The sequence below is a fragment of the Psychrobacter sp. CR212 genome (assembly GCF_059693765.1).
On record NZ_JCATIF010000001.1, the window covers coordinates 216,838 to 241,535 of the forward strand.

The 24,698-nt window shown below is 44.0% G+C and carries 24 protein-coding genes; 13 read left to right on the forward strand and 11 right to left on the reverse strand.

Features of this window, described 5'->3' with window-relative positions:
- Positions 1–169: 169 nt before the first annotated feature.
- Entirely contained in the window at positions 170–1,009 is an 840-nt protein-coding gene (gene trmB / locus AC58CZ_RS00915) for a tRNA (guanosine(46)-N7)-methyltransferase TrmB (RefSeq protein ID WP_494223625.1), read from the reverse strand.
- Positions 1,010–1,202: 193 nt separating this feature from the next.
- On the opposite strand from trmB, the gene AC58CZ_RS00920 reads away from it, so the two are divergent.
- On the forward strand, positions 1,203–2,132 hold the full coding sequence (locus AC58CZ_RS00920; RefSeq protein ID WP_494223624.1) for a pilin: 930 nt from the start codon (positions 1,203–1,205) through the stop codon (positions 2,130–2,132).
- A 23-nt stretch (positions 2,133–2,155) separates the two neighbouring features.
- On the opposite strand, the gene AC58CZ_RS00925 is transcribed toward AC58CZ_RS00920, so the two are convergent.
- On the reverse strand, positions 2,156–4,042 hold the full coding sequence (locus tag AC58CZ_RS00925; protein WP_494223623.1) for a monovalent cation:proton antiporter-2 (CPA2) family protein: 1,887 nt from the start codon (positions 4,040–4,042) through the stop codon (positions 2,156–2,158).
- A gap of 90 nt (positions 4,043–4,132) precedes the next feature.
- On the reverse strand, positions 4,133–4,837 hold the full coding sequence (locus AC58CZ_RS00930) for a hypothetical protein (protein WP_058024595.1): 705 nt from the start codon (positions 4,835–4,837) through the stop codon (positions 4,133–4,135).
- A 245-nt stretch (positions 4,838–5,082) separates the two neighbouring features.
- Here AC58CZ_RS00930 and AC58CZ_RS00935 point away from each other — a divergent pair, with 245 nt between their 5' ends.
- On the forward strand, positions 5,083–5,382 hold the full coding sequence (locus AC58CZ_RS00935; protein ID WP_494223622.1) for a hypothetical protein: 300 nt from the start codon (positions 5,083–5,085) through the stop codon (positions 5,380–5,382).
- 30 nt (positions 5,383–5,412) lie between these two features.
- On the opposite strand, the gene AC58CZ_RS00940 is transcribed toward AC58CZ_RS00935, so the two are convergent.
- From AC58CZ_RS00940 to gmk, 6 genes are all read right to left on the reverse strand, one after another.
- On the reverse strand, positions 5,413–6,582 hold the full coding sequence (locus tag AC58CZ_RS00940; protein ID WP_494223621.1) for a cation diffusion facilitator family transporter: 1,170 nt from the start codon (positions 6,580–6,582) through the stop codon (positions 5,413–5,415).
- A gap of 217 nt (positions 6,583–6,799) precedes the next feature.
- The gene (locus tag AC58CZ_RS00945; RefSeq protein ID WP_494223620.1) at positions 6,800–9,088 is read right to left on the reverse strand and encodes a primosomal protein N'; all 2,289 of its coding nucleotides are present in this window, start codon (positions 9,086–9,088) and stop codon (positions 6,800–6,802) included.
- Positions 9,089–9,225: 137 nt separating this feature from the next.
- Positions 9,226–9,606 carry a RidA family protein gene (locus AC58CZ_RS00950; protein WP_058024599.1) on the reverse strand — a complete coding sequence of 127 codons (381 nt, stop codon included), beginning with the start codon at positions 9,604–9,606 and terminating at the stop codon, positions 9,226–9,228.
- A 144-nt stretch (positions 9,607–9,750) separates the two neighbouring features.
- The gene (locus AC58CZ_RS00955; RefSeq protein WP_058024600.1) at positions 9,751–11,949 is read right to left on the reverse strand and encodes a RelA/SpoT family protein; all 2,199 of its coding nucleotides are present in this window, start codon (positions 11,947–11,949) and stop codon (positions 9,751–9,753) included.
- 354 nt (positions 11,950–12,303) lie between these two features.
- Positions 12,304–12,564: a DNA-directed RNA polymerase subunit omega gene (gene rpoZ, locus AC58CZ_RS00960; RefSeq protein ID WP_057761396.1), complete on the reverse strand. Its 261-nt coding sequence runs from the start codon at positions 12,562–12,564 to the stop codon at positions 12,304–12,306.
- A gap of 174 nt (positions 12,565–12,738) precedes the next feature.
- Positions 12,739–13,365 (reverse strand): guanylate kinase, encoded by a 627-nt coding sequence (gmk, locus tag AC58CZ_RS00965; protein ID WP_071003072.1) that lies wholly within the window; start codon positions 13,363–13,365, stop codon positions 12,739–12,741.
- Between the two features lie 359 nt (positions 13,366–13,724).
- Here gmk and ispH point away from each other — a divergent pair, with 359 nt between their 5' ends.
- The 11 genes from ispH to AC58CZ_RS01020 all read left to right on the forward strand — a co-directional run bounded on the left by ispH (position 13,725) and on the right by AC58CZ_RS01020 (position 23,822).
- Complete coding sequence (ispH, locus tag AC58CZ_RS00970; RefSeq protein WP_058024602.1) at positions 13,725–14,681, forward strand: 4-hydroxy-3-methylbut-2-enyl diphosphate reductase; 957 nt, start codon at positions 13,725–13,727, stop codon at positions 14,679–14,681.
- Between the two features lie 53 nt (positions 14,682–14,734).
- Positions 14,735–14,983 carry a hypothetical protein gene (locus AC58CZ_RS00975; RefSeq protein WP_058024603.1) on the forward strand — a complete coding sequence of 83 codons (249 nt, stop codon included), beginning with the start codon at positions 14,735–14,737 and terminating at the stop codon, positions 14,981–14,983.
- A 63-nt stretch (positions 14,984–15,046) separates the two neighbouring features.
- On the forward strand, positions 15,047–15,862 hold the full coding sequence (locus AC58CZ_RS00980; RefSeq protein ID WP_494223619.1) for an acyl-CoA thioesterase domain-containing protein: 816 nt from the start codon (positions 15,047–15,049) through the stop codon (positions 15,860–15,862).
- A 462-nt stretch (positions 15,863–16,324) separates the two neighbouring features.
- Positions 16,325–18,286, forward strand: coding sequence for a molecular chaperone HtpG (htpG, locus tag AC58CZ_RS00985; protein WP_494223618.1), 1,962 nt, complete (start codon positions 16,325–16,327; stop codon positions 18,284–18,286).
- Positions 18,287–18,603: 317 nt separating this feature from the next.
- Entirely contained in the window at positions 18,604–20,085 is a 1,482-nt protein-coding gene (locus AC58CZ_RS00990) for a C13 family peptidase (RefSeq protein ID WP_494223617.1), read from the forward strand.
- A 98-nt stretch (positions 20,086–20,183) separates the two neighbouring features.
- Positions 20,184–21,074, forward strand: a complete 891-nt coding sequence (gene fghA, locus AC58CZ_RS00995) for an S-formylglutathione hydrolase (protein ID WP_494223616.1) — start codon at positions 20,184–20,186, stop codon at positions 21,072–21,074.
- A 229-nt stretch (positions 21,075–21,303) separates the two neighbouring features.
- The gene (locus tag AC58CZ_RS01000; protein ID WP_494223751.1) at positions 21,304–21,585 is read left to right on the forward strand and encodes a TIGR03643 family protein; all 282 of its coding nucleotides are present in this window, start codon (positions 21,304–21,306) and stop codon (positions 21,583–21,585) included.
- A 113-nt stretch (positions 21,586–21,698) separates the two neighbouring features.
- The gene (rpe, locus tag AC58CZ_RS01005) at positions 21,699–22,388 is read left to right on the forward strand and encodes a ribulose-phosphate 3-epimerase (RefSeq protein WP_494223615.1); all 690 of its coding nucleotides are present in this window, start codon (positions 21,699–21,701) and stop codon (positions 22,386–22,388) included.
- 156 nt (positions 22,389–22,544) lie between these two features.
- Positions 22,545–22,874 (forward strand): hypothetical protein, encoded by a 330-nt coding sequence (locus AC58CZ_RS01010; protein WP_494223750.1) that lies wholly within the window; start codon positions 22,545–22,547, stop codon positions 22,872–22,874.
- Between the two features lie 106 nt (positions 22,875–22,980).
- Positions 22,981–23,292: a hypothetical protein gene (locus AC58CZ_RS01015; RefSeq protein WP_058024609.1), complete on the forward strand. Its 312-nt coding sequence runs from the start codon at positions 22,981–22,983 to the stop codon at positions 23,290–23,292.
- Positions 23,293–23,510: 218 nt separating this feature from the next.
- A complete protein-coding gene (locus tag AC58CZ_RS01020; RefSeq protein WP_071003085.1) occupies positions 23,511–23,822 on the forward strand; it encodes a hypothetical protein in 312 nt (103 codons plus the stop codon).
- A 109-nt stretch (positions 23,823–23,931) separates the two neighbouring features.
- Here AC58CZ_RS01020 and rpmG read toward each other — a convergent pair whose 3' ends face one another.
- Positions 23,932–24,087, reverse strand: coding sequence for a 50S ribosomal protein L33 (rpmG, locus tag AC58CZ_RS01025; protein ID WP_010201403.1), 156 nt, complete (start codon positions 24,085–24,087; stop codon positions 23,932–23,934).
- A 127-nt stretch (positions 24,088–24,214) separates the two neighbouring features.
- Positions 24,215–24,451 (reverse strand): 50S ribosomal protein L28, encoded by a 237-nt coding sequence (rpmB, locus tag AC58CZ_RS01030; RefSeq protein ID WP_057761372.1) that lies wholly within the window; start codon positions 24,449–24,451, stop codon positions 24,215–24,217.
- Between the last annotated feature and the right edge of the window lie 247 nt (positions 24,452–24,698).

Here is a 24,698-nt window from a genome sequence, read left to right on the forward strand (position 1 = left end):
GTATTACCATACTATAGGGCTTTGAAGTCAAGAGTATGACGAGATAAAAGCAACCAACGACCCGCCAAGCACATTTATTGTTGTGATAGCAAGTTTATAAACGGGCATAAAAAAGCGGCTAAATAGAATAGCCGCTTTGTCAAAATTATCGATAGCAAGATTGTATTTGTTAGTCTTTGATATAGATCAAGTCCCAGACCCCGTGACCACGCTCAAGACCGCGGCGCTCAAATTTGGTCATTGGACGAAAGTCAGGACGGTCGGTGAAGTTGCCCGCGCCTGCTTTATTGGTCAATCCAGCAAACCCATCCAATACCTCAACCATCCAAAATGCATAGTGCTCCCAGTCAGTGGCTGTATGAAACCAGCCGCCTTGTTTTAGACTGCGCGTAACGATAGCCATACGCTCAGGACTGACAAAACGGCGTTTGTAATGACGTTTCTTTTGCCATGGATCAGGGAAGTATAGCTGAATACGATCAATGTGATTTTCTGGTAGTTGCTTCAGCAATTGAATAGCATCGCCATTGATAATTTTGACATTGCTCAAGTTCTGCGTTCCTGCCATATAAGCGCATTTACCAATACCTGGCTCATGAACTTCGACACCAACAAAATTGCGCGCGGGCTCTGCGGCTGCCATCTCGATAAATGAATCACCCAAACCAAAACCAATCTCCAAGGTCAGCGGTGCGTCAGAACCATTTGGACTATCAGCGAACAATGATCGCAAATCATCAATACCTGAAAGGTCGCCATCGCCGAAACTGTTATTGACCAGATACTCAGAAAACTCTGGTGCAGTGAGTGCTAGCTCGGCGTTTTTGTTCATGTGCGTACGCCGCTTCATAAAAGTATTAACGATGCGGATATGTTTGTCAGAGCCAGGTTCTATCTCATGTCTAGCGTTTGTATCCGTATCGATAGGCGCACTAGTATTATTAGAGGTTTGCTCATCAGTAGTGTCAAGGCTGTTGATGGTGTCATTGATATCAGAATGTTGACTCATAGGATTTGTAAGGCTTAATTAAGTGGGTGATGTTGACTCATTATAAGTCAAATCCATACAACTGTGAACGTACAATCTTATTTTAGCGCGTTTGCTGCTCAGTTCTGTCGTTTCTCTATCCTAGATATGGGTTTTAGCGTTATCATAGTGTCATCGTTAAGGATGTTTTTTAAAGTCAGTAGAGCGTATTGCCATGCTATTTATTGAGACGGATTCACCGCCACCGTTTTATCAAGAGTCATTAACACCTGCTAAACGCAAGCAACTGGATCAATGGTTTATCGGTGATCGTACCCAGCGCTATTATCTCAAGCGCTTTGAGCAGTTTGATCAGCAAGGCTATCTGTCGCCAAAATGGCATTGGGCTGCATTTTTTATGACGTTTCCTTGGCTGTTATACCGTAAACGCTATATGGATGCCATTGTGTATAGCGTGGCAGGATGGTCATTTATTCAGCTTAATGTCGCCATTGTGCTTGTTGCCTTTGAGTTTGTGGCGATGTCTTATGTGCCAGACGTTTATCAAATGGCGACGCGGATCGGTATTGCTGCGATTATTTGGTTGTTTTGGTCTGCTATGGTGGCACGCTGGACAGATGCATATTATTACCGGATGGCGCGACGTGAGATCGCGGATGTGATTAATGATTATCCACGTGATGAGGCTGCCCAAAAAGCGCATTTGAAAAAAGAAGGCGGCGTCAGTTTATTTGGCTTAGCATTGGGGTTTGGTTTTTTCGCCTTTGCATTATTGGTCATTAAGGTGCAGTTTTTACCTATTATCGCCAAACCAAAAGAAAATGAGGTGCTATTTGATGCTTATGATATTGCCAAAAATGCCCAAAACCGAGTGGCATTGATTTATCAGCAGACTGGGCGGTGTCCTGTAGATTTACCGCTCAGTACCGAGCAGCAGCAGGTACGTATGCATGTCGATAGTCAAGCGGCTGGTGTGCTAGAGACGGATTGCGCGGTGATTGCTACGATCCAGAACGTGACATTTCCAATCCGCTATCTGAACGAGCAGACATTGGTTTTTTATCATATACCAGACAGTGATAACTGGGATTGCACAAGCTCACTAAATAAAAAACAAGCCCCTAAAAACTGCCTGTCTGACTAGGGGCTATACCTATCTAGTTTTTGCTAGTGTTTAGAGTCTGTTGCGGTATCGTGTGGTTCGTCAACTGGCGTCGCTTGGCTCTTTAAGGCTTCGTAGAAATCGGTCAAATCCATCTTGCGCGCTTTGCCGATATCTTCATCAAATAGGCTTTCAAGCTCTGCCATCGCTGATTGTGCGGACTCAATCATGCTGGCTTCATCATCGTAAATGGCTTGCTGACGCTCAATTAAGTCATCATCATAATCACGGAATGTTTTTACTGTCTCTCGAGCTTTTTCCGGAGAGATACCGAGTAGCTGTAGCGATTCACGTGACATGTCTAAAGATGACAAGTAAGTCTCACGCCAAATGTGACGCACACCAACTTCGCGCAAACGGTAGTAATGCTGACGATCCCGCGCCCTAGCTAATATAATCAACTCAGGATAGTTTTTGCGTAAATACTGAGCGGTAGTGATGGAGCGCTCTAAATCATCGATTGCCAAAATAAAGACACGCGCCTTTTGAATACCTGCAGCTCGTAGAATCTCAGGGTTTTTTGGATCGCCGTAATAGACTTGGTTACCAAATTTACGCACGAAATCTACTCGGTTGGCAGAACGTTCAATGGCTGTGAATTCAATATTATGCATACGAAGCACACGACCGATGATCTGACCGACTCGGCCAAAGCCTGCGATAATTACCTGATGCTCATGATCGGGAATGGTGTCGTATTCTCGACTTGGTTTGCGCTTGGCAAATAATGGTTCGCCTATTTTTTCTAACAACAAAAAGGCTAATGGTGTCAGTGCCATTGAGATCGTAACGACAAGGTTTAGCGTATTGGCAAGATCAGGACGTAAGACACTTTGGGCGGTGGCGACACTGAACAGAACAAAGGCAAATTCACCGCCTTGTGCCAAGGTCACACCCAATCTGATACTGGTTGGCCAGCGGTTGCCAGATACTTTGGCAATGGCTGCAATCACTGCAAATTTGATAAACATTAAGGCGAGGGCACAGCCAATGATAAATATCGGCTTGGCCAAAATGAGTTTGACGTCAGTGAGCATACCGACTGACATGAAAAATAGACCCAATAGCAATCCTTTAAACGGTTCGATACTGGCCTCTAACTCGTGTCGATACTCAGAGTCAGCTAACAACACGCCTGTCAAAAATGCACCTAGTGCCATTGATAGACCAATTTGACCCATCAAAATAGACACGCCCATAACAATAAATAACGCGACCGCCGTTAGTAATTCTGAAGCACCGCTTGAGGCCACAAACTTAAAGAATGGTCGAACCACATAACGACTGGCAAAAATGAGACCAGCAAAGACTGCGAATACTTTCCCAAAGTACAGTAAATCGTAGCTTTGCTCACGAACCCCCGATAGGAACGGAATGACTGCTAATAAAGGAATAACCGCGATATCTTGGAATAGTAAGATAGTAAAAGCTTCGCGGCCATGTGTGCTCGAAAGTTGCTGTTTTTCGGTCAATATCTGTAGCACAAAAGCGGTCGAGGAGAGTGCTAAACCAAAGCCAACGATAAAAGCAGTATCTAGCTGTAAGGCGAAAAAATGGTGCAATAGCCCCATCAATAGTGTACCAGTCAGCCCAACCTGTAGACCGCCAAGAACGAATATAGAGCGGCGCAGCGCCCAAAGCCGCGAGGGTTGCAGCTCAAGCCCGATGATAAATAGCAGCATGACCACGCCAAACTCTGAAAAGTGCAGTAGACTTTCAGCATCACCCGCCACATCCAAACCGCTTGGACCCAATATAAGCCCTGTGATGAGGTAGCCTAGGACCGTTGCAATACCGAAGCGTTTACCAAGGGGAACAAAGAGCAGCGCTGCTCCCAAAAAGATAGTGGCTTGTAACATTAAATTTGGTGAGCCGGCGGCGGCAGCGAACATCTGGAATCCTCAGAAATTAGGACAAAATAAGCAATTTAAAACGGGTATAACTAAAATTAGACTCGCGAAAAAATATAGCATCAACATACATTATTTTTTGCGATAAATCTTCCAAACACCATTATCTGCAAGCGGATTGTTATAAGCGTCGTTGCGGCGCTTGCGCGGTGTTTGCCTGCTGTCGACAATCTTAAAATCAGGCAAAGCATGGACAATAAGACCAGTACGATAAAAACGTACCCGTTCAGGCTCTAGCATCTCACCCTTGCTATCGCGGCAAAAAACATAAGCGCGCAGATCAATAAACTCACGATGAGCGACCAAACGCGCGTCGTCATCATTATCCAGTACCGCTGTCATGCGAGCGACTTCATCATCAGTATAGTCACCACATTTATCAGTCAGTGCCCCAACTGAGCCAAAGCTTTTAGATTCCTTGGCTCGCGTTTTGGTCAAATGTAGGCGCTGAACATGGTAGATAAACTGCGGTATCTCAAGACTGGCTGGAAGCGGCAGATAATCAGGTGGCATATTGGCCGCTGGATAAAAATCCTTGGCGCGCTCAAGTAGATTTTGCCAACGTTGCTGATAAGCCTGTACCTCTGCTAAGTTGCCTTCATAGATAGGCATATCGCGAATCTGGCGCAAAATATCAGGCGGAAATTGCTCATGACGAAAGTTTGCAATGTCCTCTTGCAGCGTCGATAGCAAAACTTTGGCGTGTTTTTTGCCGTCTTTTGACGTAGGATCATCGATATAGTCTGGGGCGACAAAGGGTGCTGAACGTCTAGACATAATGTTATATCATCAATAGATCGTGAAAAGGGGTAGTCAGTCTTAAGTATACAGAATTTATATCAAAAATATGGTCGAGAGATAGGGTTTTTCATCAGTTTTAACATGCTATTACAATCGTAGAAACAAGTTTTAGGCAAACTTAAGTGAAACCTTCTTCTTTTATTGGCTCATAGGTTTTCATTTTTAATACTATGTAAGACAACAATGATTTATAGCCAATCAGATTATTGAGAATGACCTTTATGAGTAACTACTCATCAGAACTGACAGCTTGTCCTAAGTGGCGAGCCTCATTGAAAATTATTGGCAAAATAGCCTTTATCGTCATTTGTACCGGTGTCATACTCGCACTTGGGTTTTGGTTGTTTATGATGTCAAACATGGGCTCAGTCTATTTGCCAAATATCTGCAATGGCTGCCTCGATATATGGGTCAGAATGATGTTACTCGTGGTTGGTAGCAGCCTTTGGGTGTTGGTGGCTGCTTGGATTATTTGGCACATATTGCTTTATTTATATCATTTGATAAAACATAACCAATAATTGGCCAAGTTTCTATACTGGTATTTGCTCTTAATGATTATGACCAATATGACTGTTGCCAGCAGGTGCTTGTCCCGAAATATCGCAAACAAGAGCCTCACTATGTGAGCTGTTTTGTGGATGTGACAAACTTTCAACTTGAATAGTCGCATGATGAATGCCGAGCGCTGATAGGCTTTGTTCAAGATTGGCAATGAGGCTACTCGACTCATGAATACTCATGTCTCCATCGACTACGACATGGCAGGATAGGGCGTGTAGGCCACTGGTAATACTCCAAACGTGTAGGTCATGGACTTTTTGTATTTGAGGGTGTGCGAGTAATTTTTGCTCAACGTTGACTAGCGATATGTTGGCAGGGGTGCCTTCCATTAATATATGCACAGAATCACGTACGACACGGTATCCACTGACTAATATAAGAATGGCGACAATCACGGATGCCACGGCATCTGCCCATACCCAGCCAAACCCCATCATCAATAGGGCGGCGATGATCGCGGCGACAGAGCCCATCAAATCGCTAAGCACATGCAAGTACGCGCTTTGCATATTGAGATTGACAGGTTCTTTATTATCGGGTGTTTTTGTTAATGCGGCATCGTTACTACCATGATTGTGCCCGTGTGACTCTCCACCTTGACTGCCTCGGTGCATGAGCCATGCAACTAAGATATTGATCAACATACCGACCGTCGCCACAATCAGCATACCTTGGGTTGCGATTTCTGGCGGGGAATTAAAGCGTTTGATCGCTTCATAAAAAATCATCAAGGCGATAAAAACGAGCGTAGCGCCATTCAGGGTCGCGACCAGTATCTCAAAACGCTTATAGCCAAATGTCTTTTGGTGCGTGGCCGCTTTTTCACCAATTTTGAATGCCATCAAGGTCGCGCCCAAAGCAACCGCATCGCTCAGCATGTGACCTGCGTCGGACAATAGCGCCAAGCTACCAGTAAGCCAGCCGCCAATAGCCTCTATAAACATATAACCGGTGATAATAATAAAGCTAAACAGCAAGGTGCGCTGGTAACCCTTGGTGTCTCGTGATGCTGTCTGCTGTTCTAAATGATTATCATGGTTGTGGCTGCCCTCATGATTATGAATGTCGTTACGGTCATAATCGTTATTCGAGTGCTCATGGCTATCATTTTGATGACGATGATTGTGCTCTTCAGGGCTTGGATTATTCTGATTCATAACAACACTCAAGTCAGCTAGTATCTAGGTTAAGTAAACAGTATCGATTGCAAGTCGAGTAGATGTGAGATTCTCATCACATACCATTTGATGAAGGTTATAAATTTAACATAGCCAAGTATTAGAAGCTGTAACGACGAAGTAAAAATCATTAGGAGGCACAAATCACAAAAATTACAACACTATATAGAACATCGACGAATGATAAGTGTCGGTTTTACCAACCAACGGGGTCAATGTCTAAGGTAAGCTTGAGGTATTTGGCACTTGGTAAGGCAAGTACGGGCTGCCACCATTGGTTCAATACATGATGTAAGTGCGCACGATCTTTGGCTAAGAGTAGTAGCTGCGCATGATAGCGGCTGTTCTTTTTACTCATTGGGGCATCAATAGGACCAAGAACGGCAAGGTTGTGCCTGCTTGGCAGATGAGCAATGGCCTCCTTGAGCGCTTGAGTGGTGGCTGCCAGCGTCTTGCCCTCACAGCGTATCAGTGCGGCATAACTGTGAGGCGGTAAGCCCATCATTTTACGCTCTTGCAATAGCTCGCGGGCAAACGATAAATAACCATCTTTGACCAGTTTTAACAGTAACTCATTGTCAGGCTGTAGTGTTTGGATCAACACGCGACCCCCTTTGTCGCCTCGACCAGCACGGCCCGCTACCTGAATCATAAGCTGTGCTGTATGCTCAGGTGAGCGAAAGTCTGCCGATAAAAATCCGCGATCGGCATTGGGTAAGCAGACCAGCGTGACATTAGGAAAGTGATGACCTTTAGCCACCATTTGTGTGCCAACTAATATGGCAGGATTGCCTTGATTGATTTGCTGATAGATATTTTCCCAGCTGTCTTTTCGTCTTGTAGTATCACGATCGATTTGGATAATTGGATAAATCACTTTGCTGGTTTGGGGATTGGCAAAGATTGCATGCAGGTTTTCGCTGAGTCTGGTAGTACCCATGCCTTTGGCATCTAGGTTTTGACTGCCACAATCAGGGCATACTGTAGGAATATAAGCCTGCCAATCGCAATGGTGGCATTTTAAATAAGAGCTACCTGAATAGCCGCTGCGCTGCGCCAGACTGTTATAGTGAACGGTCAAATGAGCATCACAGCGGGGACAATCTGCCTGCCAACCGCAAGCCTCACACAATAAAACAGGCGCATAGCCACGACGATTCAAAAATACCAGGACTTGATCGCCGGCTTCTAAAGTTTGCTTAATTGCCCCAATCATTGAGTCTGTCAGCCCCGTGTCATAGCGATCGCCATCATGTTGCGCTTGCTGGTGAGTGCTTTGCAGGCGCGCATCAATTAGTTGCATGGTTGCAGGCTTGGCATTGCCGGGACGAGTCAACAGTTGACACTCTACCAGCTTGCCGTCTTCGACCAGTTTCAGATGCTCAAGAGAAGGCGTTGCCGTACCTAATATGACTGGAATGTTGTGCTGTAGGCCGCGATAGAGTGCGACATCAGCCGCATGATAACGTAGAGTATCCTGCTGTTTGTACGAGCCATCATGCGCCTCATCAACGACTATCAATCCCAATGCTGCAAATGGATAGAGCACTGCTGAGCGCGTACCGATGATAATTTGTGCATGACCAGTGCGGCAGTCTTGCCAGCCTTGCAAACGATGGGTATCAGTCAAGCCGGAATGCAGCAAAACAATATGAGCGGCAAATCGACTAGCAAAGCGTGCACGTGTCTGCGGTGTGAGACCAATTTCTGGCACCAAGATCAGCACTTGTTTGCCTGCTTCTAGTACCGCCTGCATCGCTTGTAAGTAGACTTCAGTTTTGCCGCTACCAGTAATACCATTTAATAAAAAGCCAGTATAGATTTCAGATTTATGCGCAGCAACGATGGCATCAACGGCAAGTTTCTGCTCATCATTGAGATCAAGCGGCATTTTTGCCAATTTCACGGGAGAAGGGGATTGCTTAGTTTGGATATAGCGCTCGATTAGACCTTTGTCTTCGAGCGTTTTTAAAAATGCTCGCTGCATACCTTCTAATAGCAAAACATCTTCACTAGCACCGCGCTCACCATGTAGCTTTAGCATGTCAAACTGCTGCTTTTGCTTTTTTGCATTGGCACGAAAAACATCATCAGTGATATGTGGCAATATTCGCCAATGAGTAATTAGTAGATCTAGTGGCTTACCTTGGCGGACAAGGCTTGGCAGGATGACGGCTAAGACATCACCGAGTGGATAATGATAGTAACGCGCCAGCCAATAAGCCAGCTTGAGCATGCTGGGATCCAAAATAGGGTCAGCGTCCAAACATTTATTAATCGGTTTGATTTTATTGACGGGTACACTGCTTTCATCTTCAGAAACATGAGCAATCACGATACCAATTAAGGTTTGGCGACCAAATGAAACCTCAACGCGACTTCCAATTGACGGCATCAGACGGTCTGGCGAAGCAAGCATATCCGCCGGTAAGCTATAGTCAAACACCCGATAAAGGGGTACGGGCAGCGCAACTTGTACCAACATAAACGGCTTCGCAGTCTTATCAGATTAATATTGATGTGAAATGAAGAAAAAGAGGCAGAGACCAATAAGCTTAGCATGATGCTAAGCTTATGATAGATTGACTGTTATAGGAGTATCTAAAAAAATTACTATCAGTTTTAGTCAATATATAAGATAGATTCGATTTCGACCACGCCACCTTTAGGTAGGGCTGCGACTTGTACGGCAGCACGAGCAGGATATGGCTCACTTAGGTTCGCCACAAATACTTCGTTTAAAACCGCAAAGTCACTTAAATCAGTCAAAGATACATTAAATTTAACCACGTCGTTGATACTACCACCAGCCGCTTCACAGATCGCTTTAATGTTTTCGAACACTTGCTCAGCCTGTGCTTTAAAACCTTCTCTTAATTCCATGGTTTCAGGGTCAAACCCAAGCTGACCTGAAATATAAACGGTGTTGCCAACTTTTACGGCTTGTGAGTAAGTGCCTACAGCTGCGGGAGCTTTATCTGTTTGGATCGTTTGACGAGTCATATTATGTCCTTTTCGTATTTTATTGGTTGGTCTGTTGCTCACTGACAAGCAACAGTGCCTAGTATTGTTTTAGAGGTTGTCAAAACCTCAGCGCGATGCGTTCAAATCTGACTAGACAAAGAGTTTGCTAGTCAGGCAGGGTTATTATAATTGATATAGCCTTATGATGTTAGGGAAGCCGAGTAATGAACGCAGCTCACGAATGCCTTGAGCCAAGTGATTGCGACTGCGTACGATGATATGGATGATAGTATCACTATTACGCACGTCAACGGTCTCAACCCCCATATGCAGCTGGCGCAGATGATAAATCACTTTACTGATTTGCTCATCGCTAAGCGCAATAGACAGCTTTAAGTAAGCAGGAAAACGTATTTTGCCGCTATTTTTTATATCATGCTCGTCTGTTTCACCTTGTTTTACAGCGTTATCACTACGCCAACGCAGTTGAATCACCTGATAGGGATTGTCTTTACGAATGTCGTCAAGCGAAAAGCATTTGTGTCGATGAACGACCAAGCCGTGCCGAGATAAGTGCCCAACGATAGGGTCACCATAGATTGGATGACAGCAGTTAGCAAAATCGAGCTCAACCCCAGAGGCATTGGCGATCAGCTGCTGTGGCTGTGTCATGTCTTCGTTGTGCGCTTTGGCTTGTACGTCACTGACTTCATCGTTAAACAAACGAGTGACTACAAGCTGTGGCAGTAGTGTACCGGAGCTTATTTGTTCGAATAGGGCGTTTTTTTCAGTCACACCGCGCCATTCAGTCAGATCTTTCCAATCATCCTCAGTTAGGTCATCGAGCGTTTTTTGATAGGTTTTAAGGGCACGATCTAACGCTTGACGACCATGGTGCTGCTTGTCAGCGGTAGATAAGTCTTTGAACCAACGTAATATCTCTTCACGCGCTTTGTTGGTCACCACAAATCCTAACCATTCTGCTTTTGGCTCTGAGTGACTGTTTATCTCAATTTCAACGGACTGTCCGTTTTTTACCACGGTACCGAGTTTTGCTGCTTTATCATCGATATTGGCACCGACAGCGACGTTACCAACCATAGGCCCGACTGCGTAAGCAAAGTCTAATGCCGTTGCCCCTTGTGGTAGCTCATAGGCACGACCTTGCGGGCTATAACAAATAATCTTACTCGAATGCAAATAATCCATCAGCTCATTAATAGTCGAGACCGCTGCCGAAAAGTTAGGACTATTCTCATTTAAGTTGTCTTCATCGACCAAGTCTTTCATGTTACGCAGTGACGCTTGGATAACTGATTGACTCACGTCAGAAGCATGCTCTGCACCGATAACGCCGAGCCTTGCAGCACTTTGCATTTGCTTGGTCAAAATCGTCACTTTTACGACATCGTTGTCGCGCTCATAAATGAGCGTGAGTGATTGATTGCCACCTGGTAACGGCCTGCGAATATTATCAGCAATGTGCGTATCATCAATTTGATACTTTTTAATAAGATAATACGCCAACTTGTCACAAGCTTCGATATTATCGAGGACAATCTCAAATGCATAGTGACGTAGCAGCGTGTTAATTTCTCCGCGATTGCGGAAAAACTGACGGTAAATGACCACGCGGTTGTCTAATACTTTGACCAGTCCGTTGAGCCCCAAATTATTAAGCACGATACTCAGATAACGATGAATGGCTTCTCTTTGGAAATTACGCCCAAGTCCATGCTGTAGCAGCTTGTCAGATATCTTGTTGTACATATCAGAATCAAGGTTACGATAACACAGCACCTCAATATAATCGGCGATATCATTAAGACCCATCAAGCGTGCAAATGGCACATAAAAATCTAACGTTTCTTGTGCTGTCGTACGTTGTTTTTCAGGGCGCACGGCATCAAGCGTGGACATATTATGCAGGCGGTCCGCAAGCTTAATGATAAGTACCCGTGGATCTGCGAGTGTGGCGGTCAAAATTTTGTGAAAGGTCGCTGCTTTGTTTTGCTGCTTATTGTGAGAGGAGGATTTTAGTTTTGTCACACCATCGACCAGCCTAGCCACTATCTTGCCGTAACGCTGCTCGAGCTGCTCGTCACTCACGTCGGTGTCTTCGACCGTATCATGCAAAATCGCTGCAATAATTGTATCTCGATCTAAGCGAAAGCCCGCCAGTATCTCAGCCACTGCGATAGGGTGAGTGATATAAGGTTCCCCTGATTTGCGCTTGTCTTTAATGTGCGCAATATCACCGAACTCACAGGCATCAACAATGTCACGGCGCTCAGCAGCAGTGAGATAACCGACTGAACGCAGCAAGTTATATTGAGCGTCATCGACGAGATGATGACTGAGTTTGGGTAGGGTTTGACTCATAAATGACGATCCTATTTTCCATGACTGACTGACTTGATTATGGATTGAAGTAAGCAGTGAATGGTGACTGAATATTGACCAACCATACGAAACTTAAGTAGGGATAGGCCATTCTCTAATTAATCGCAAATCGCATTCAATGTCAACTGATAAGCGAGTAGGCGATGAAAAAATTTGACTCAGTGGGCTATTTTGATAGATAAATGGCTATCAAAACAGCAAATACAATACAGTTACAACCAAAAAACCACAGCCTATGCTGTGGTTTTTGTTATCAATAAAGTTATGTTTATCTTATAAAGCCATTATCAGCTTCAAAGACTTGGCAAAACAAACCTTATCAAAAATAGCTTTTTAGAAGCTATGATCGCCTGACAATGCTAAATCTAATGAGCTCGTTGCAAAGTTATGCTCTGGTTGATTTAGAATGTCGCGGGTGATTTTTCCAGCGGCAATTTCACGTAACGCCAATACTGTAGGCTTGTCATTATCGACATCAACCAACGGCTCGGCAATACCTTTGGCCAATTGACGGGCGCGTTTGCTTGCGACCAAAATTAGCTCAAAGCGATTATCAACATTATCCAAACAATCTTCAATCGTCACTCGTGCCATAAATAGCTACCTCGGTTGTTTTTATTAGCCACGGACCTTGCCCGCCACTCAATAAAAATAATATCAAATACATAAAAGGGGATAGCTAAATATTATAGCATTTTTTGCCAAGTCGCGTAGTTGCTTTTTATATCTACTTGTTAGATAAGCAACTGACGAGCATTGTAGCCTAGTTTACTCTTCTACTTGCTTATTTAGCAAGTTGCTAATCGTGCGATGATAACGCTGCTGCTGACGGCTAAGGGTTTGTCTATCCGCCACGATAATCGCTTTTAGCTCAGCTAAGGCTACATCAAAATTATCATTGATCACGACATAGTCAGCATTTACGTATTGTGCCATTTCGGTGACCGCACCAGCTAGACGGCGCTCTATCACTTCTACAGAATCCTGCGCACGGGTTGAGAGACGTTGGCGCAATGTAGCAATACTAGGTGGTAGAATGAAAATCATAATGGCATCGGCAAAGATTTCTCTGATTTGCGTCGCCCCTTGCCAGTCAATCTCCAAGATAACGTCAATCCCCGCCGCTAGTTGGGTTCGTACGCTTTTCTCTGACGTGCCATAGTAGTTACCAAATACTTCTGCATGCTCTAAAAATAGACCCGCATTGATACCATTGGTAAAACTATCAGTATCTGTGAAATGATAGTGCTGACCATCAATCTCGCCTGGGCGCGGGGTGCGAGTCGTATGTGAGATACTGACCGTTAAGTCGTTGGTCGTAGCAAGTAATTGCTTAACCAGTGAGGTCTTGCCCGTACCTGAGGCGGCAGTAACAATAAATAATGAACCTGTCATACAATTTATCCTAATGGAGTATGTGCTAGTAAAATGCGTCTTAGTAACAGACTAAAAGACGATTCAGTCAGTGGTAGAGACTGGAAAAAAGAAAAAACGCCATCATGTATGGCGATAGAAATCATCGTAGTTGCGTCTGCGTCATTATAAACTGCTTTTATGTGAGATAAAGTGGGTTTCGCAATATGTAGTTAGCATGTTGATGTTTGCACCTGATATATTGCAATGAGTGCGCTGCTATTTTTGAGGGCAATAAAATCAAATTATGCTAAAGTAGAGCATTGATTTTGCCCCAACTTTTGAATCAAAGCTTTTATACATAAGCTTTAGATATAAATTATCCGACGATAGGCCTTTTTATGCAAATTTATCTTGCCAATCCCCGTGGATTTTGTGCTGGTGTGGACCGTGCGATTGCGATTGTTAATGAAGCACTAATACGTTTTGAGCCACCCATCTATGTCCGTCATGAAGTTGTACATAATAAATTTGTGGTGTCGGATTTGGCCAATCGGGGCGCGGTATTCGTCGAAGAGCTTCACGAAGTACCGGATGGGTCTGTGGTGATTTTCTCTGCTCACGGCGTCTCTAAAGCAGTCGAAGATGAAGCTGGTCGCCGTGATATTACCGTATTTGATGCCACTTGCCCTTTGGTCACTAAAGTACACATTGAAGTGGCAAAATTTGCACAAGACGGTATGGATGCCGTGTTGATAGGGCATGCCGGACATCCAGAAGTAGAAGGCACGATGGGTCGATTCAATGCAAAAAACGGTGGGCAAATCCATTTAGTGGAAGACGAAGCTGATGTTGCTGCTCTCACTGTGGAAAATGCCGAACGCTTGGCTTTTGTGACTCAAACAACCCTATCGATGGATGATACGGCTCGTGTTATCGATGCACTGCGTGAAAAGTTCCCTAGTATTCAAGGTCCCCGTAAAGACGACATCTGTTATGCCACCCAAAACCGCCAAGATGCGGTAAAAGATTTGGCCAGTCGCTGCGAAGTCGTTTTAGTCGTTGGATCGCCAAACTCTTCAAACTCTAATCGTCTGCGCGAGCTAGCAGAGCGTATGAATTGCCGTGCATATTTAATTGATAACGCTAGTGAGATGGATAAGCGTTGGTTGGATGGTGTGCAGAGTATCGGCGTGACCGCTGGCGCATCCGCGCCTGAAGTGCTGATCCAAGAAGTGTTACAACAGTTGCAGGACTGGGGGGGCGATCTGCCTAGTGAGCTATCTGGTATTGAAGAAAACGTAACGTTTAGTCTGCCGAAAGCCTTGCGGATTCCTGTGACCCAAGTTGGTAAGTAATTAGAACACGCCCTCGTATTTGTATGAATCATCATTTATATGGATAAGCTCGCATGAAAGAACCAAAAGCCAGATTTGTATTGGCAGAAGCCACGCTCGCTGAAGTGAATAAGCAACTGAAACTCAATATGCTTGTCATGGTGGCAGTGGTCTTTGTACTGTTTATGAATATCATGAAGTTTATGGCAGAAAAAAGCGTTCTTTACGCTGTACTCGCAGTCATAATGATTTGCTTACTGTTCTTCATACAAAAAGCTCGCGGTATTCTCATACTAAGAAAACAAGAGCTTACCCATAAATAGAAAATACAAGCATAAATAAAAAATACAGGTGAAAGTGCCAAATATAGGAAATAGAGAATAGTTATGACTGCTTATTACAAATTTATTAAACGCGAACAGCCAGAAGACGGAGTTAGTCTGGCGCATTACCAGCCAACCAAGCATGCACAAGGCGCTTGGAATGAGCATGAGCAGCATATGGCACCAGCGACAGGTCTTCTGACAGCTGAGATTAATAACTTTGCGCCGCAAGCCAATATGCGTATCGCTCGTATCAGCCTTGATATTTTAGGCCTGATACCGCTCGATGACTTTACCATTACTACTCGCTGCATCCGACCAGGTAAAACCATTGAATTGATTGAAGCGGTTATGAGTAGCCGTGGCCGTGATGCCATTATTGCAAGAGCATGGCGACTCATTACGCAAGATACCAGTGAGATTGCCGGACTTGAAGATCAACCAGCAAAATACAAACCTGAAGAGTTGCCCGTTTGGGAAGACATGAAAGGGTGGCCAGGCGGCTTTATTGAAAGCGTACGCTTGGTGGCCGCTCCAGATCGCCGAGAAGGTCGCGGCATGGTTTGGATAACCAACGATGTCGAGATGGTAGAGGGCGTACCCACTGATGATATGGTGCATCTGCTGGGCATGGTCGATACGGCCAATGGCGTGGTACCAAGACTGGGTTTAGGTCTGTCAAAACTAGATTGGATGTTTCCCAATACAGACCTGCAAATCCATATGCATCGCGCCCCTAAAGGTCGCTGGCTCGGTATCGAGGCGGTACAGCAGTATGGCGCTGATGGTATCGGGCTGACCAGTGCAGTATTGCACGATATATACGGGCCGTTCGGTCGTAGCGAACAGATTCTCACCATTCGCCCGATGCCACGTTAAAAGAGAAAGAATCAACTGTCTAGTAATTTTGGAAAACGAAACGATATGTTGTAATCAATTAATTATACAAATATTGGAGAAATGGTTTTAATAGTAGCTAATAAGACGATATTACCAACCAGACGATATCAATCGACATAGAGGTTACTATGAAAGCATATACTCAATTTTCCAAAAAACTGACGACTATTTGGGAGTTATTAATAGAGGTTTATTCAGAATAGTGGTTAGCTTTTGTTCTTGCGCTAAAAAATGACTGATACCAGAACGCCGCCTTGGTAAACAAGCGCGGTGTTTTTTATTGAATAGGGCTTTTGAGCTTGAATTTTTTCTCAATGCCCCTATTAGTATAGACAGTTTAACGGTATCACATACGGCAGGGTCTCTAACATTATGAGAGCGGCCTTAGTGAGTATATCGTTATCTGATAATAGGTCTTTCATAGAATTTAAAGGAGTTTTTATGAGTGAAGCAACTCAAGCTGAAGGTCTGAATCCAGAATTAAAAAAACATACGTTTGAAGCGGAAGTGGCGCAGTTGCTGCATTTGGTGACCCATTCACTATATTCTAACGCTGATATTTTTGTCCGTGAGCTCGTCTCTAACGCGTCGGATGCTTGCGATAAGCTGCGCTTTGAAGCTACCAATGATGATAGCCTTTATGAAGACGATGGCGAATTGAAGATCCGCATTGCCGTCGATGAAGACGCCAAAACTATTACCTTTACTGATAACGGTATTGGGATGAATGAAACCGATGCCATCGAAAACTTAGGTACCATCGCCAAATCAGGTACCAAAGCCTTTTTGGATAAATTGTCTGAATCACAAAAACAAGACGGACAATTAATTGGTCAATTCGGTGTTGGTTTTTACTCAGGTTTTATCGTGGCTGACACCATCAGCGTTGAATCACGTAAAGCGGGTGAGCCTGCGGATAAAGGCGTGCGCTGGGTATCAGATGGTACTGGTAGCTTTACCGTTGAGCCTATTACCAAAGACACGCGCGGTACCGCGATCACTTTGCACCTAAAAGAAGAGTATAGCGAGGGCGAAGACAATTACCTAGACCGCAGCAAGATCAAGCGCTTGGTCAATAAATACTCTGACCATATCAGTCTGCCCATTCAGATGCGTAAAGAGATCTGGCAAGAAGATGTCGTCGATGACGAAAATGATGACACGCCTACTGGCGGCGAGATGGTGCTCACTGATGAGTGGGAAACCATCAATAAAGCCAGTGCGCTATGGACACGCTCAAGCTCTGAAATCGAAGATGATGAGTATGTCGATTTTTATAAAAACATCACTTATGACATGGACGCGCCGCTTACGTGGACGCACAACCGTGTCGAGGGCCGCGTACAGTATACCCAGCTTTTATATATCCCTAAAAAAGCGCCAGTCGATCTATACACTCGCGAGCAGCAGCACGGTCTAAAGCTTTATGTGAAGCGCGTCTTTATCATGGATGAAGCTGAGCAACTGCTACCGATGTATTTGCGTTTTGTGAAAGGGGTCATCGATTCAGCAGACTTGCCATTGAACGTTAGCCGTGAGCTATTACAAGAGTCACGCGATGTAAAATCTATTCGTGATGGTAACGCCCGCCGTATCTTGACTTTGCTGGCAAGCCTTGCCAATAGCGAAGACAGTGACAAGCAAGAAAAATTTGCCCAGTTCTATGCAGAGTTCGGCGATGTCATTAAAGAGGGTCTAGGTGAAGACGCCGGTAATAAAGAACGTATTGCTAAGCTATTGCGTTATGCCACCAGCACCCAAGATGGCCTTGAGACCAGCTTTGAAGATTATAAAGGCCGTATGAAAGATGGGCAAAAAGCCATCTATTATCTAACGGCTGATAATCTAGCTGCAGCAAAAAACAGTCCGCAACTTGAGCTGTTTAAGAAAAAAGGCATCGAAGTTATTTTGATGACCAGCCGTGTTGACGAATGGGCAATGAACTTCTTAACCTCATTCGATGACACACCGCTGCAAAACATCGCAAAAGGCGCGGTAGATTTGGGTGACTTGCAGGATGAAGCTGAAAAAGCCGAAGCCGAAAAAGCTGAAGAAACTTTAAAGCCTGTTGTTGATAAACTCAAAACTGCATTGGGCGAACGTGCTAAAGATGTCAAAGTCTCAACGCGTTTGGTTGATAGCCCTGCTTGCTTAGTCGTTGGTGAAGGTGAGCTATCACCGCAAATGATTCAGATGCTACAGCAAATGGGTCAAGATGTGCCAGCAAGTAAGCCAACGCTAGAGGTCAATCCTGATCATCCACTCATTAAGAAGCTTGAGAGCAGCGAGCAGTTTGATGATTTGGCGCAAGTCATTTTTGATCAAGCGTTGTTGGCAGATGGCGGGCAGTTAGAGGATCCAGCCGCTTATCTGAAGCGCGTTAATGAGCTATTGATGAGATAATGTCTGGTAATTGATGTAAAAGGAGGTCTTGTCTGCAAGGCCTCCTTTTTTATTGAGGTTTATGGTCATATTTGAATGAATTTTACAAATCATCCTTATCCTCTTGACCGACAATCCGTTACAATCGCGATAGATTAGCGAGCTAAACTATTGGTTAATGCTAGTCATCTTCGATAAACATTCCATTGTGAATTCAATATAAATAGATGTCTACAGCCGTGAAAAAATCGTAAGTCGATTACATCAAGCGGCGACGACATCATGATAGTTATCATTGGGTCATTTTATTTTTCTCGACTGGCTAGAGGTCTAAGTCTTTGTCACTTACGTCGTTAAAAACCGTATCGCTCCAGCGTTTTTCGCTTAATTTCGCTGCCAATATTATCGCAACTTTGTGGATGTTGGTGGGTTCAACTCGGGCGTTTTCTTGGGTAAAGCCCACCTTTATACAGTTTGCTGTATTTGCCTTATTGGCACTTGGTAGTAACGTCCTATTTTCGTGGTTGGCGGCTGAAAGTAGCAGTACGTTCAATGAGCAAGGCTTGGTCAGTTATTTGATCTGGCCGATGATTATTTTATTAAGTGGTATTATCTTGGCACGGCGAGCAAGCAATCAGACACTGGTTTTTGTGCCCGTCGTTCTTTGGTTGGTTGCTGATACCTTATCTGCATTATTGCAGAGCTTGGTACAGTTTTTTGGTAGCTATGGCTGGTTACCTGAGTGGAGTTACTCGTTTTTACCCATACTATTTTTGGTATTGTTTTTATGGCAGACGCTTGCTTTGCTATGGATTTTTTCTCGTCGCCTGCGCCTACCATGGTGGGAGCGAATTATTATCCTAGTTGGTGCTGTGGCATTATTGACGATCTGGCAGCGCAATGTCGCTGATCAGCCTATCTTTAAGCAAATTCCAGTAGAGCCTGTGTTGGAAGAGGCGGCACTATATGAGCAGCCCCGTTTATTACAGCAAGCATTAAATAGTATAGACCCAAGTATCGATGGCAAAACCGACTGGTACTTTATGGGTGTGGCAGGGTTCTCTGGTCAAAACGTCTTTCGTTCTGAGATCAATAAAGTACGTGAGCTGTTTGATGTGCGTTTTGGGACCAGCGGGCACTCGTTGTCTTTGATTAATAATACGTATAGCTGGATGGACGAGCCAATTGCGACCAAAACCAGCATTTTACGCGGCTTGAAAAAAATCGGTCAGCAGATGAATGCTGACGAAGATGTGTTGTTTTTGACGCTATCTTCACATGGTAACGAGGATATCGTTCAGTTAGCGAATCCGCCAATCGCGATGGACAATCTAGATGCTGCATGGCTTCGTGAAGCACTGGATGCCTCGGGTATTCGCTGGCGTGTGATTGTGGTATCTGCTTGTTATTCGGGATCATTCATCGATGAACTAGCGTCTCCGACCACAGTGGTGATAACGGCATCAGCCGCTGACAAAGCATCTTTTGGTTGTACCAATACGGCTGAGATGACGTATTTTGGTCAAGCATTTTTTGCTGAAAGCTTGAGAGGAAATACCAGTTTTGAGTCGGCTTTTAAGGATGCTCGTATACGTGTCAATGAGCGTGAGAGCGCAATGGGGTTTGAGCCATCAGAGCCGCAGATGGTAATCGGCAGTTTGATGGAAACCGCCTTACCTGCATTTGAGCAAGTGCTGTTTGATAAGTCGCGCCCATCGGTAGCGAGTATTACAAATAATGCGGCTTCAACGACCGTCAATGCTTTACCTGAAACTACTGCTAATCTATCGGTAGGCGAAGTAGATGCAGCTGCCGAATAAATATGAGAAATGATCTAGTAACTGGCAAATGCTAGTATCAAATAACGAGCACTTATTAAACGCCATCGTTGGTTTTTTGAATAAAAAGGATATCACTCATGCAGAATTCTTATAGTCATAGTTTGTCTAACCATAAACAGCTTACCCAAAAAAGTGTAAATCGCTGTTTTAATGGTGAGCAGCATTATTATAGTCACGAATCGACGTCTACCAAAACCTCTATGACGTTTAGTATTTATCTACCTGATGAGGCCTTAGCTGGACGACGTTGTCCTGCGATATTATATCTATCGGGTCTGACGTGTAACGCGGACAATGTGACGCATAAAGGTCATTTTCAACAGAAATGCAGTGAGCTTGGTATGATACTGATTGCACCTGATACCTCGCCTCGCAGCAGTGACGATGTTGAGGTACCAAACGATGAGCGCTATTTTGTTGGTCAAGGCGCAAGCTACTATGTTGATGCGACTCAAGCGCCTTGGTCAGACAATTTCAACATGCAAAGCTATATCGTTGAGGAGCTATATGACTTATTACGCTCAGAGTTTCCTATCGATAGCATTGGTATTACAGGGCACTCGATGGGTGGCCATGGCGCCTTATTGCTAGGATTCAAGTTCCCAAGTAAGTTTGTCAGCGTATCGGCTTTATCGCCAGTATGTGCTGCCAGTGAGTCTGCATGGGGGCAAGCCGCCTATACAGAGTACTTCGGTGATGATAAGTCTCTATGGGTACAAGCGGACGCCTCACAGATGATAGAGAAAGTTGGTCAGCAGTATTCGAGCATTTTGGTTGATCAAGGCGCGGCTGATAATTTCTTAGCAGAAGGGCAGCTACAGACTTCTAAACTACAAGACGCTTGTGCAAAAGCCGAACAGCCCTTAACATTACGCTATCAAGCGGGGCATGACCACAGCTATTATTTTATTCAGACAGTGATTAATGATCATATCGAGCATCATTGGCATATGGCTCAGATGAGCTAAGCTGCCATACAGGTGACCGTGATATGTTTTTCGCTATCTCATTCCTGCTCAAAAGGTGATTTTTATGGCAGGTTATCAAGACTTGACAGCTTCTAATTCGAAGAATAAGTCAGCAGATACAAGCGCTACAAAAGCGACTATGCAAGCTGATATGGATGCTGCTCTACAAAATAAACAACGTAGCAATAATTATAGTGATGAAGTGTCTCAAGCTAAGTCAGACGAGCTGATTGCAAAAACCGTTAACGATGCAGGTGAGAGAGTACTTGATGAGACGCAAATATCTCGCGCGATAGAGATGGCATGGGAAGACAGAACGCCATTCGGTGCGATAGAGCATAGCTATGGTCTCGATGAGACTGGAGTTATCAAACTTATGCGCCAAACGTTAAAGCCATCGTCTTTTCGTTTATGGCGCAAGCGCGTGAGTAACCGTGCTACCAAGCATGAGGCAAAGCGCTCTTTCGAAGTTGGTCGTGCTTATTGTAAGACCCAATACAAGCAGCGCTAAACAACTAAGTATTTAGTATCAATATGTCAAAGGCTCGCAGCATATGTGAGCCAATTAGAATTTTCTTTTAATCTATCCATATCTTATATAAACATGAATTAGGTAGCCCAATTATGAACAGTCCTGCTAAACCTTATCTGATCGCCCCATCGATACTCTCAGCTGACTTTGCGCGGTTGGGCGAAGAAGTCGAGAAGGTAATAGAGTCGGGTGCTGATGTGATTCATTTTGATGTAATGGACAACCATTACGTACCCAATTTGACATTTGGTAGCATGATTTGTAAGGCATTGCGTGACTATGGGGTGGAGGCGCCAATTGATGTGCATCTGATGGTTTCCCCTGTTGATGGTATGATTGAGCAATTTTTGGAAGCGGGGGCGAGTATCATCACCTTTCATCCAGAAGCCAGTCATCACGTTGATCGCTCTCTTCAGCTTATCAAAGATGGTGGGGCAGAGTGCGGTTTGGTACTCAATCCTGCCACATCATTACACCATCTAGATTGTGTGATGGATAAAGTGGATCAAATTTTATTGATGAGTGTTAACCCTGGTTTTGGTGGTCAGTCGTTTATCGATAACACATTAGACAAAATACGTCAGGTACGTCAGCGTATCATCACCAGTGGTCGAGATATCAGATTAGAAGTAGATGGCGGTGTCAAAGCCAGCAACATTCGTGCGATTGCTGAAGCAGGGGCTGACATGTTTGTCGCGGGTTCTGCGATATTCAACCAAAAAGACTATAAAGCGGCTATTGATGAGATGCGCGCAGAGTTGGCTTTAGCCAATAATAGCTAATCTACATATTGTGACATGATCGATAAACGGTGTTGGCGACCAAAAAACAGTATTGAAGTAGGCCATATCATTTGCAATTGTGCGCAGTGGCCAGTCATGTAAAGGTGAATCATGGACAACAAACATTCTACCAACTCATTGGAACCTTCTGAGACGATGAAACATATTGATCAGACACCGAAAAGTGAGACACAACGTAGCTTGGTACCAAAAGGCATTACGGTTGGCATGGCTATATTTGCGCTGGTACTGAGCTTGGCAGGTTATGGCTTTCGTTTGATGGTGGGTGATGATGTCGGAACAGTGTTGCGCCATGCTGCGGTCATTGTGCCTGCGTTCATGTTAGGTATTCCGCTGTTTTTTTGGGTAGGTTCTCGTATACTCAACAAGGTTAAAGGACTGCATATCGAGAGCTGGAATGCCATTAGTTTGGGCTATTTGACCTCTTGTATATCGATGCTATGGCTGATGGGCACTTATAGTTAAAGGGTTTTGCCATAAGTATAGTGCTTTTTTATGCTTGCATTGTGACGTGCTATTTTATACTTTTTAATCATTAAGCCATGTTCTATGTGCATGGCTGGAATTTTATATGCGAATTGTACCGGCCAGTATTGCCAAAATTATCTATCCAAAAGATTTACCAAATGGCTTATTTACCAGCTTAATCATAGCTTGTCTTTTGATGGGGCTCGCTTCACTGCGCAACGGGACGGATTTACAGGGTTGGCTCAATGTGATTGAGAACTGGCTGCTGATGTTATTGATACTTCCGACTGCAACGGCGACTGTTGCTCTGCCTTTTAAATACCGCGATCCCACCCTTGAGCTAAAGCTGGTCTATTACCTTGGGATGTTCGTTGCTTTCTTATTTACGTTAGCGAAACTGCGCTATTGGCGCTAATGTGTCCTTATTGCAAGGCATCCAAGTTTTTTATAGTGAAGACTTATGTGATAGCCCTTGAATTCTAGTGTTAAAGCGTCCATTGTATGAGTAAGACAGATTTACCCGCGTTACTGTAAGATGATAGATTTGCCGAATGCGTTTGTTTTCAATAAATAACGGCTTTGCAATGATTAGTTTCTCTACCAGTACTAAACGGGATAATAAGGAACATATTAATGCCATATGATATCGATAATGATATAGAAGTAGACAACGAAAGTAGCGATCAGTTTGCAGGGTTTGCCAAAGAAACCACCTTAGAGTTAGTGGAAGCAGATGATGGTAGATTGTTGTTGCGTGATGCCGAGCAAGATGAAGCGCCGCTGATGACTATCGACTTTTCTGACAAGCTAAAAGAGCTACTTGGTAGTGACACTCAAGTGATTGGTCAACACATGATTCATGCTGCGATTCAGGTCATTATGCAAAAGCAAATGAGTAAGTGGCATGCGCATGTATATGATAAAGAACCAACGCACTACAGTTGATCTAGTTTATTAGTGAGCTGAAGATAGCTAAATATACAAGCATAAAAAAAGGGTTTATCAATGGATAAACCCTTTTTTTGTTCAAATAATACCATTTATAAAATGAAGATTATTTGATTTTAGCTTCTTTAAAGATCACGTGCTGGCGTACTTTTGGATCAAACTTTTTGATTTCCATTTTGCCAGGCATAGTGCGCTTGTTTTTAGTAGTGGTGTAGTAATACCCAGTACCAGCTGTTGATACTAATTTAATTTTATCTCTCATGATAGCTTTCCTGTAAATGAGGGGTCTTCAAACGATAGGTATGTGTCTCAAAGAGCAAGTTGCCACAGCTAATGTAGCAAAACGGCAGCTAAATAATGAGAGTCATCACTCAGCTGCTATTTTTAACTTAAACTTTTTGACCTTGTGCGCGTAGATCCGCTAACACTTTATCGATACCAAGTTTGTCAATGATGCGCATACCTTTAGTAGACACACGTAGACGTACAAAGCGGTTTTCAGACTCTACCCAAAAACGATGGTTGTGAAGGTTTGGCAGAAAGCGACGACGGGTTTTGTTGTTTGCATGCGAAACATTATTACCCACCATAGGGCGCTTTCCAGTCACTTGGCAAACTCGAGACATGGCGAACTCCTAATCTATGAGGTATGAGTTTTTCTCATACCAGTCTGGGCAAGTTGCACGTTTATGCGGCATGGACACAGCAAGCGGCAGCTTTGCACCAAACAAAACTATATGAAGGTTGAGCTGGTTTTGCTGTTATCTAAAGGCAAATAACAGGCTGACCAATTCAGAAAATTTTAAAGCCGACATTTATACCATAAAACAGACGAATACTCAAATATTTTTATGATAGTTGTTGGTTTAAAGG

Coding starts and splice junctions, on each gene's coding strand:
- trmB (WP_494223625.1), bottom strand. CDS start 1,009: ATGAGTCAACATTCTGATATCAATGACACCATCAACAGCCTTGACACT.
- AC58CZ_RS00920 (WP_494223624.1), top strand. CDS start 1,203: ATGCTATTTATTGAGACGGATTCACCGCCACCGTTTTATCAAGAGTCA.
- AC58CZ_RS00925 (WP_494223623.1), bottom strand. CDS start 4,042: ATGTTCGCTGCCGCCGCCGGCTCACCAAATTTAATGTTACAAGCCACT.
- AC58CZ_RS00930 (WP_058024595.1), bottom strand. CDS start 4,837: ATGTCTAGACGTTCAGCACCCTTTGTCGCCCCAGACTATATCGATGAT.
- AC58CZ_RS00935 (WP_494223622.1), top strand. CDS start 5,083: ATGAGTAACTACTCATCAGAACTGACAGCTTGTCCTAAGTGGCGAGCC.
- AC58CZ_RS00940 (WP_494223621.1), bottom strand. CDS start 6,582: ATGAATCAGAATAATCCAAGCCCTGAAGAGCACAATCATCGTCATCAA.
- AC58CZ_RS00945 (WP_494223620.1), bottom strand. CDS start 9,088: ATGTTGGTACAAGTTGCGCTGCCCGTACCCCTTTATCGGGTGTTTGAC.
- AC58CZ_RS00950 (WP_058024599.1), bottom strand. CDS start 9,606: ATGACTCGTCAAACGATCCAAACAGATAAAGCTCCCGCAGCTGTAGGC.
- AC58CZ_RS00955 (WP_058024600.1), bottom strand. CDS start 11,949: ATGAGTCAAACCCTACCCAAACTCAGTCATCATCTCGTCGATGACGCT.
- rpoZ (WP_057761396.1), bottom strand. CDS start 12,564: ATGGCACGAGTGACGATTGAAGATTGTTTGGATAATGTTGATAATCGC.
- gmk (WP_071003072.1), bottom strand. CDS start 13,365: ATGACAGGTTCATTATTTATTGTTACTGCCGCCTCAGGTACGGGCAAG.
- ispH (WP_058024602.1), top strand. CDS start 13,725: ATGCAAATTTATCTTGCCAATCCCCGTGGATTTTGTGCTGGTGTGGAC.
- AC58CZ_RS00975 (WP_058024603.1), top strand. CDS start 14,735: ATGAAAGAACCAAAAGCCAGATTTGTATTGGCAGAAGCCACGCTCGCT.
- AC58CZ_RS00980 (WP_494223619.1), top strand. CDS start 15,047: ATGACTGCTTATTACAAATTTATTAAACGCGAACAGCCAGAAGACGGA.
- htpG (WP_494223618.1), top strand. CDS start 16,325: ATGAGTGAAGCAACTCAAGCTGAAGGTCTGAATCCAGAATTAAAAAAA.
- fghA (WP_494223616.1), top strand. CDS start 20,184: ATGCAGAATTCTTATAGTCATAGTTTGTCTAACCATAAACAGCTTACC.
- rpe (WP_494223615.1), top strand. CDS start 21,699: ATGAACAGTCCTGCTAAACCTTATCTGATCGCCCCATCGATACTCTCA.
- AC58CZ_RS01010 (WP_494223750.1), top strand. CDS start 22,545: ATGAAACATATTGATCAGACACCGAAAAGTGAGACACAACGTAGCTTG.
- AC58CZ_RS01015 (WP_058024609.1), top strand. CDS start 22,981: ATGCGAATTGTACCGGCCAGTATTGCCAAAATTATCTATCCAAAAGAT.
- AC58CZ_RS01020 (WP_071003085.1), top strand. CDS start 23,511: ATGCCATATGATATCGATAATGATATAGAAGTAGACAACGAAAGTAGC.
- rpmG (WP_010201403.1), bottom strand. CDS start 24,087: ATGAGAGATAAAATTAAATTAGTATCAACAGCTGGTACTGGGTATTAC.
- rpmB (WP_057761372.1), bottom strand. CDS start 24,451: ATGTCTCGAGTTTGCCAAGTGACTGGAAAGCGCCCTATGGTGGGTAAT.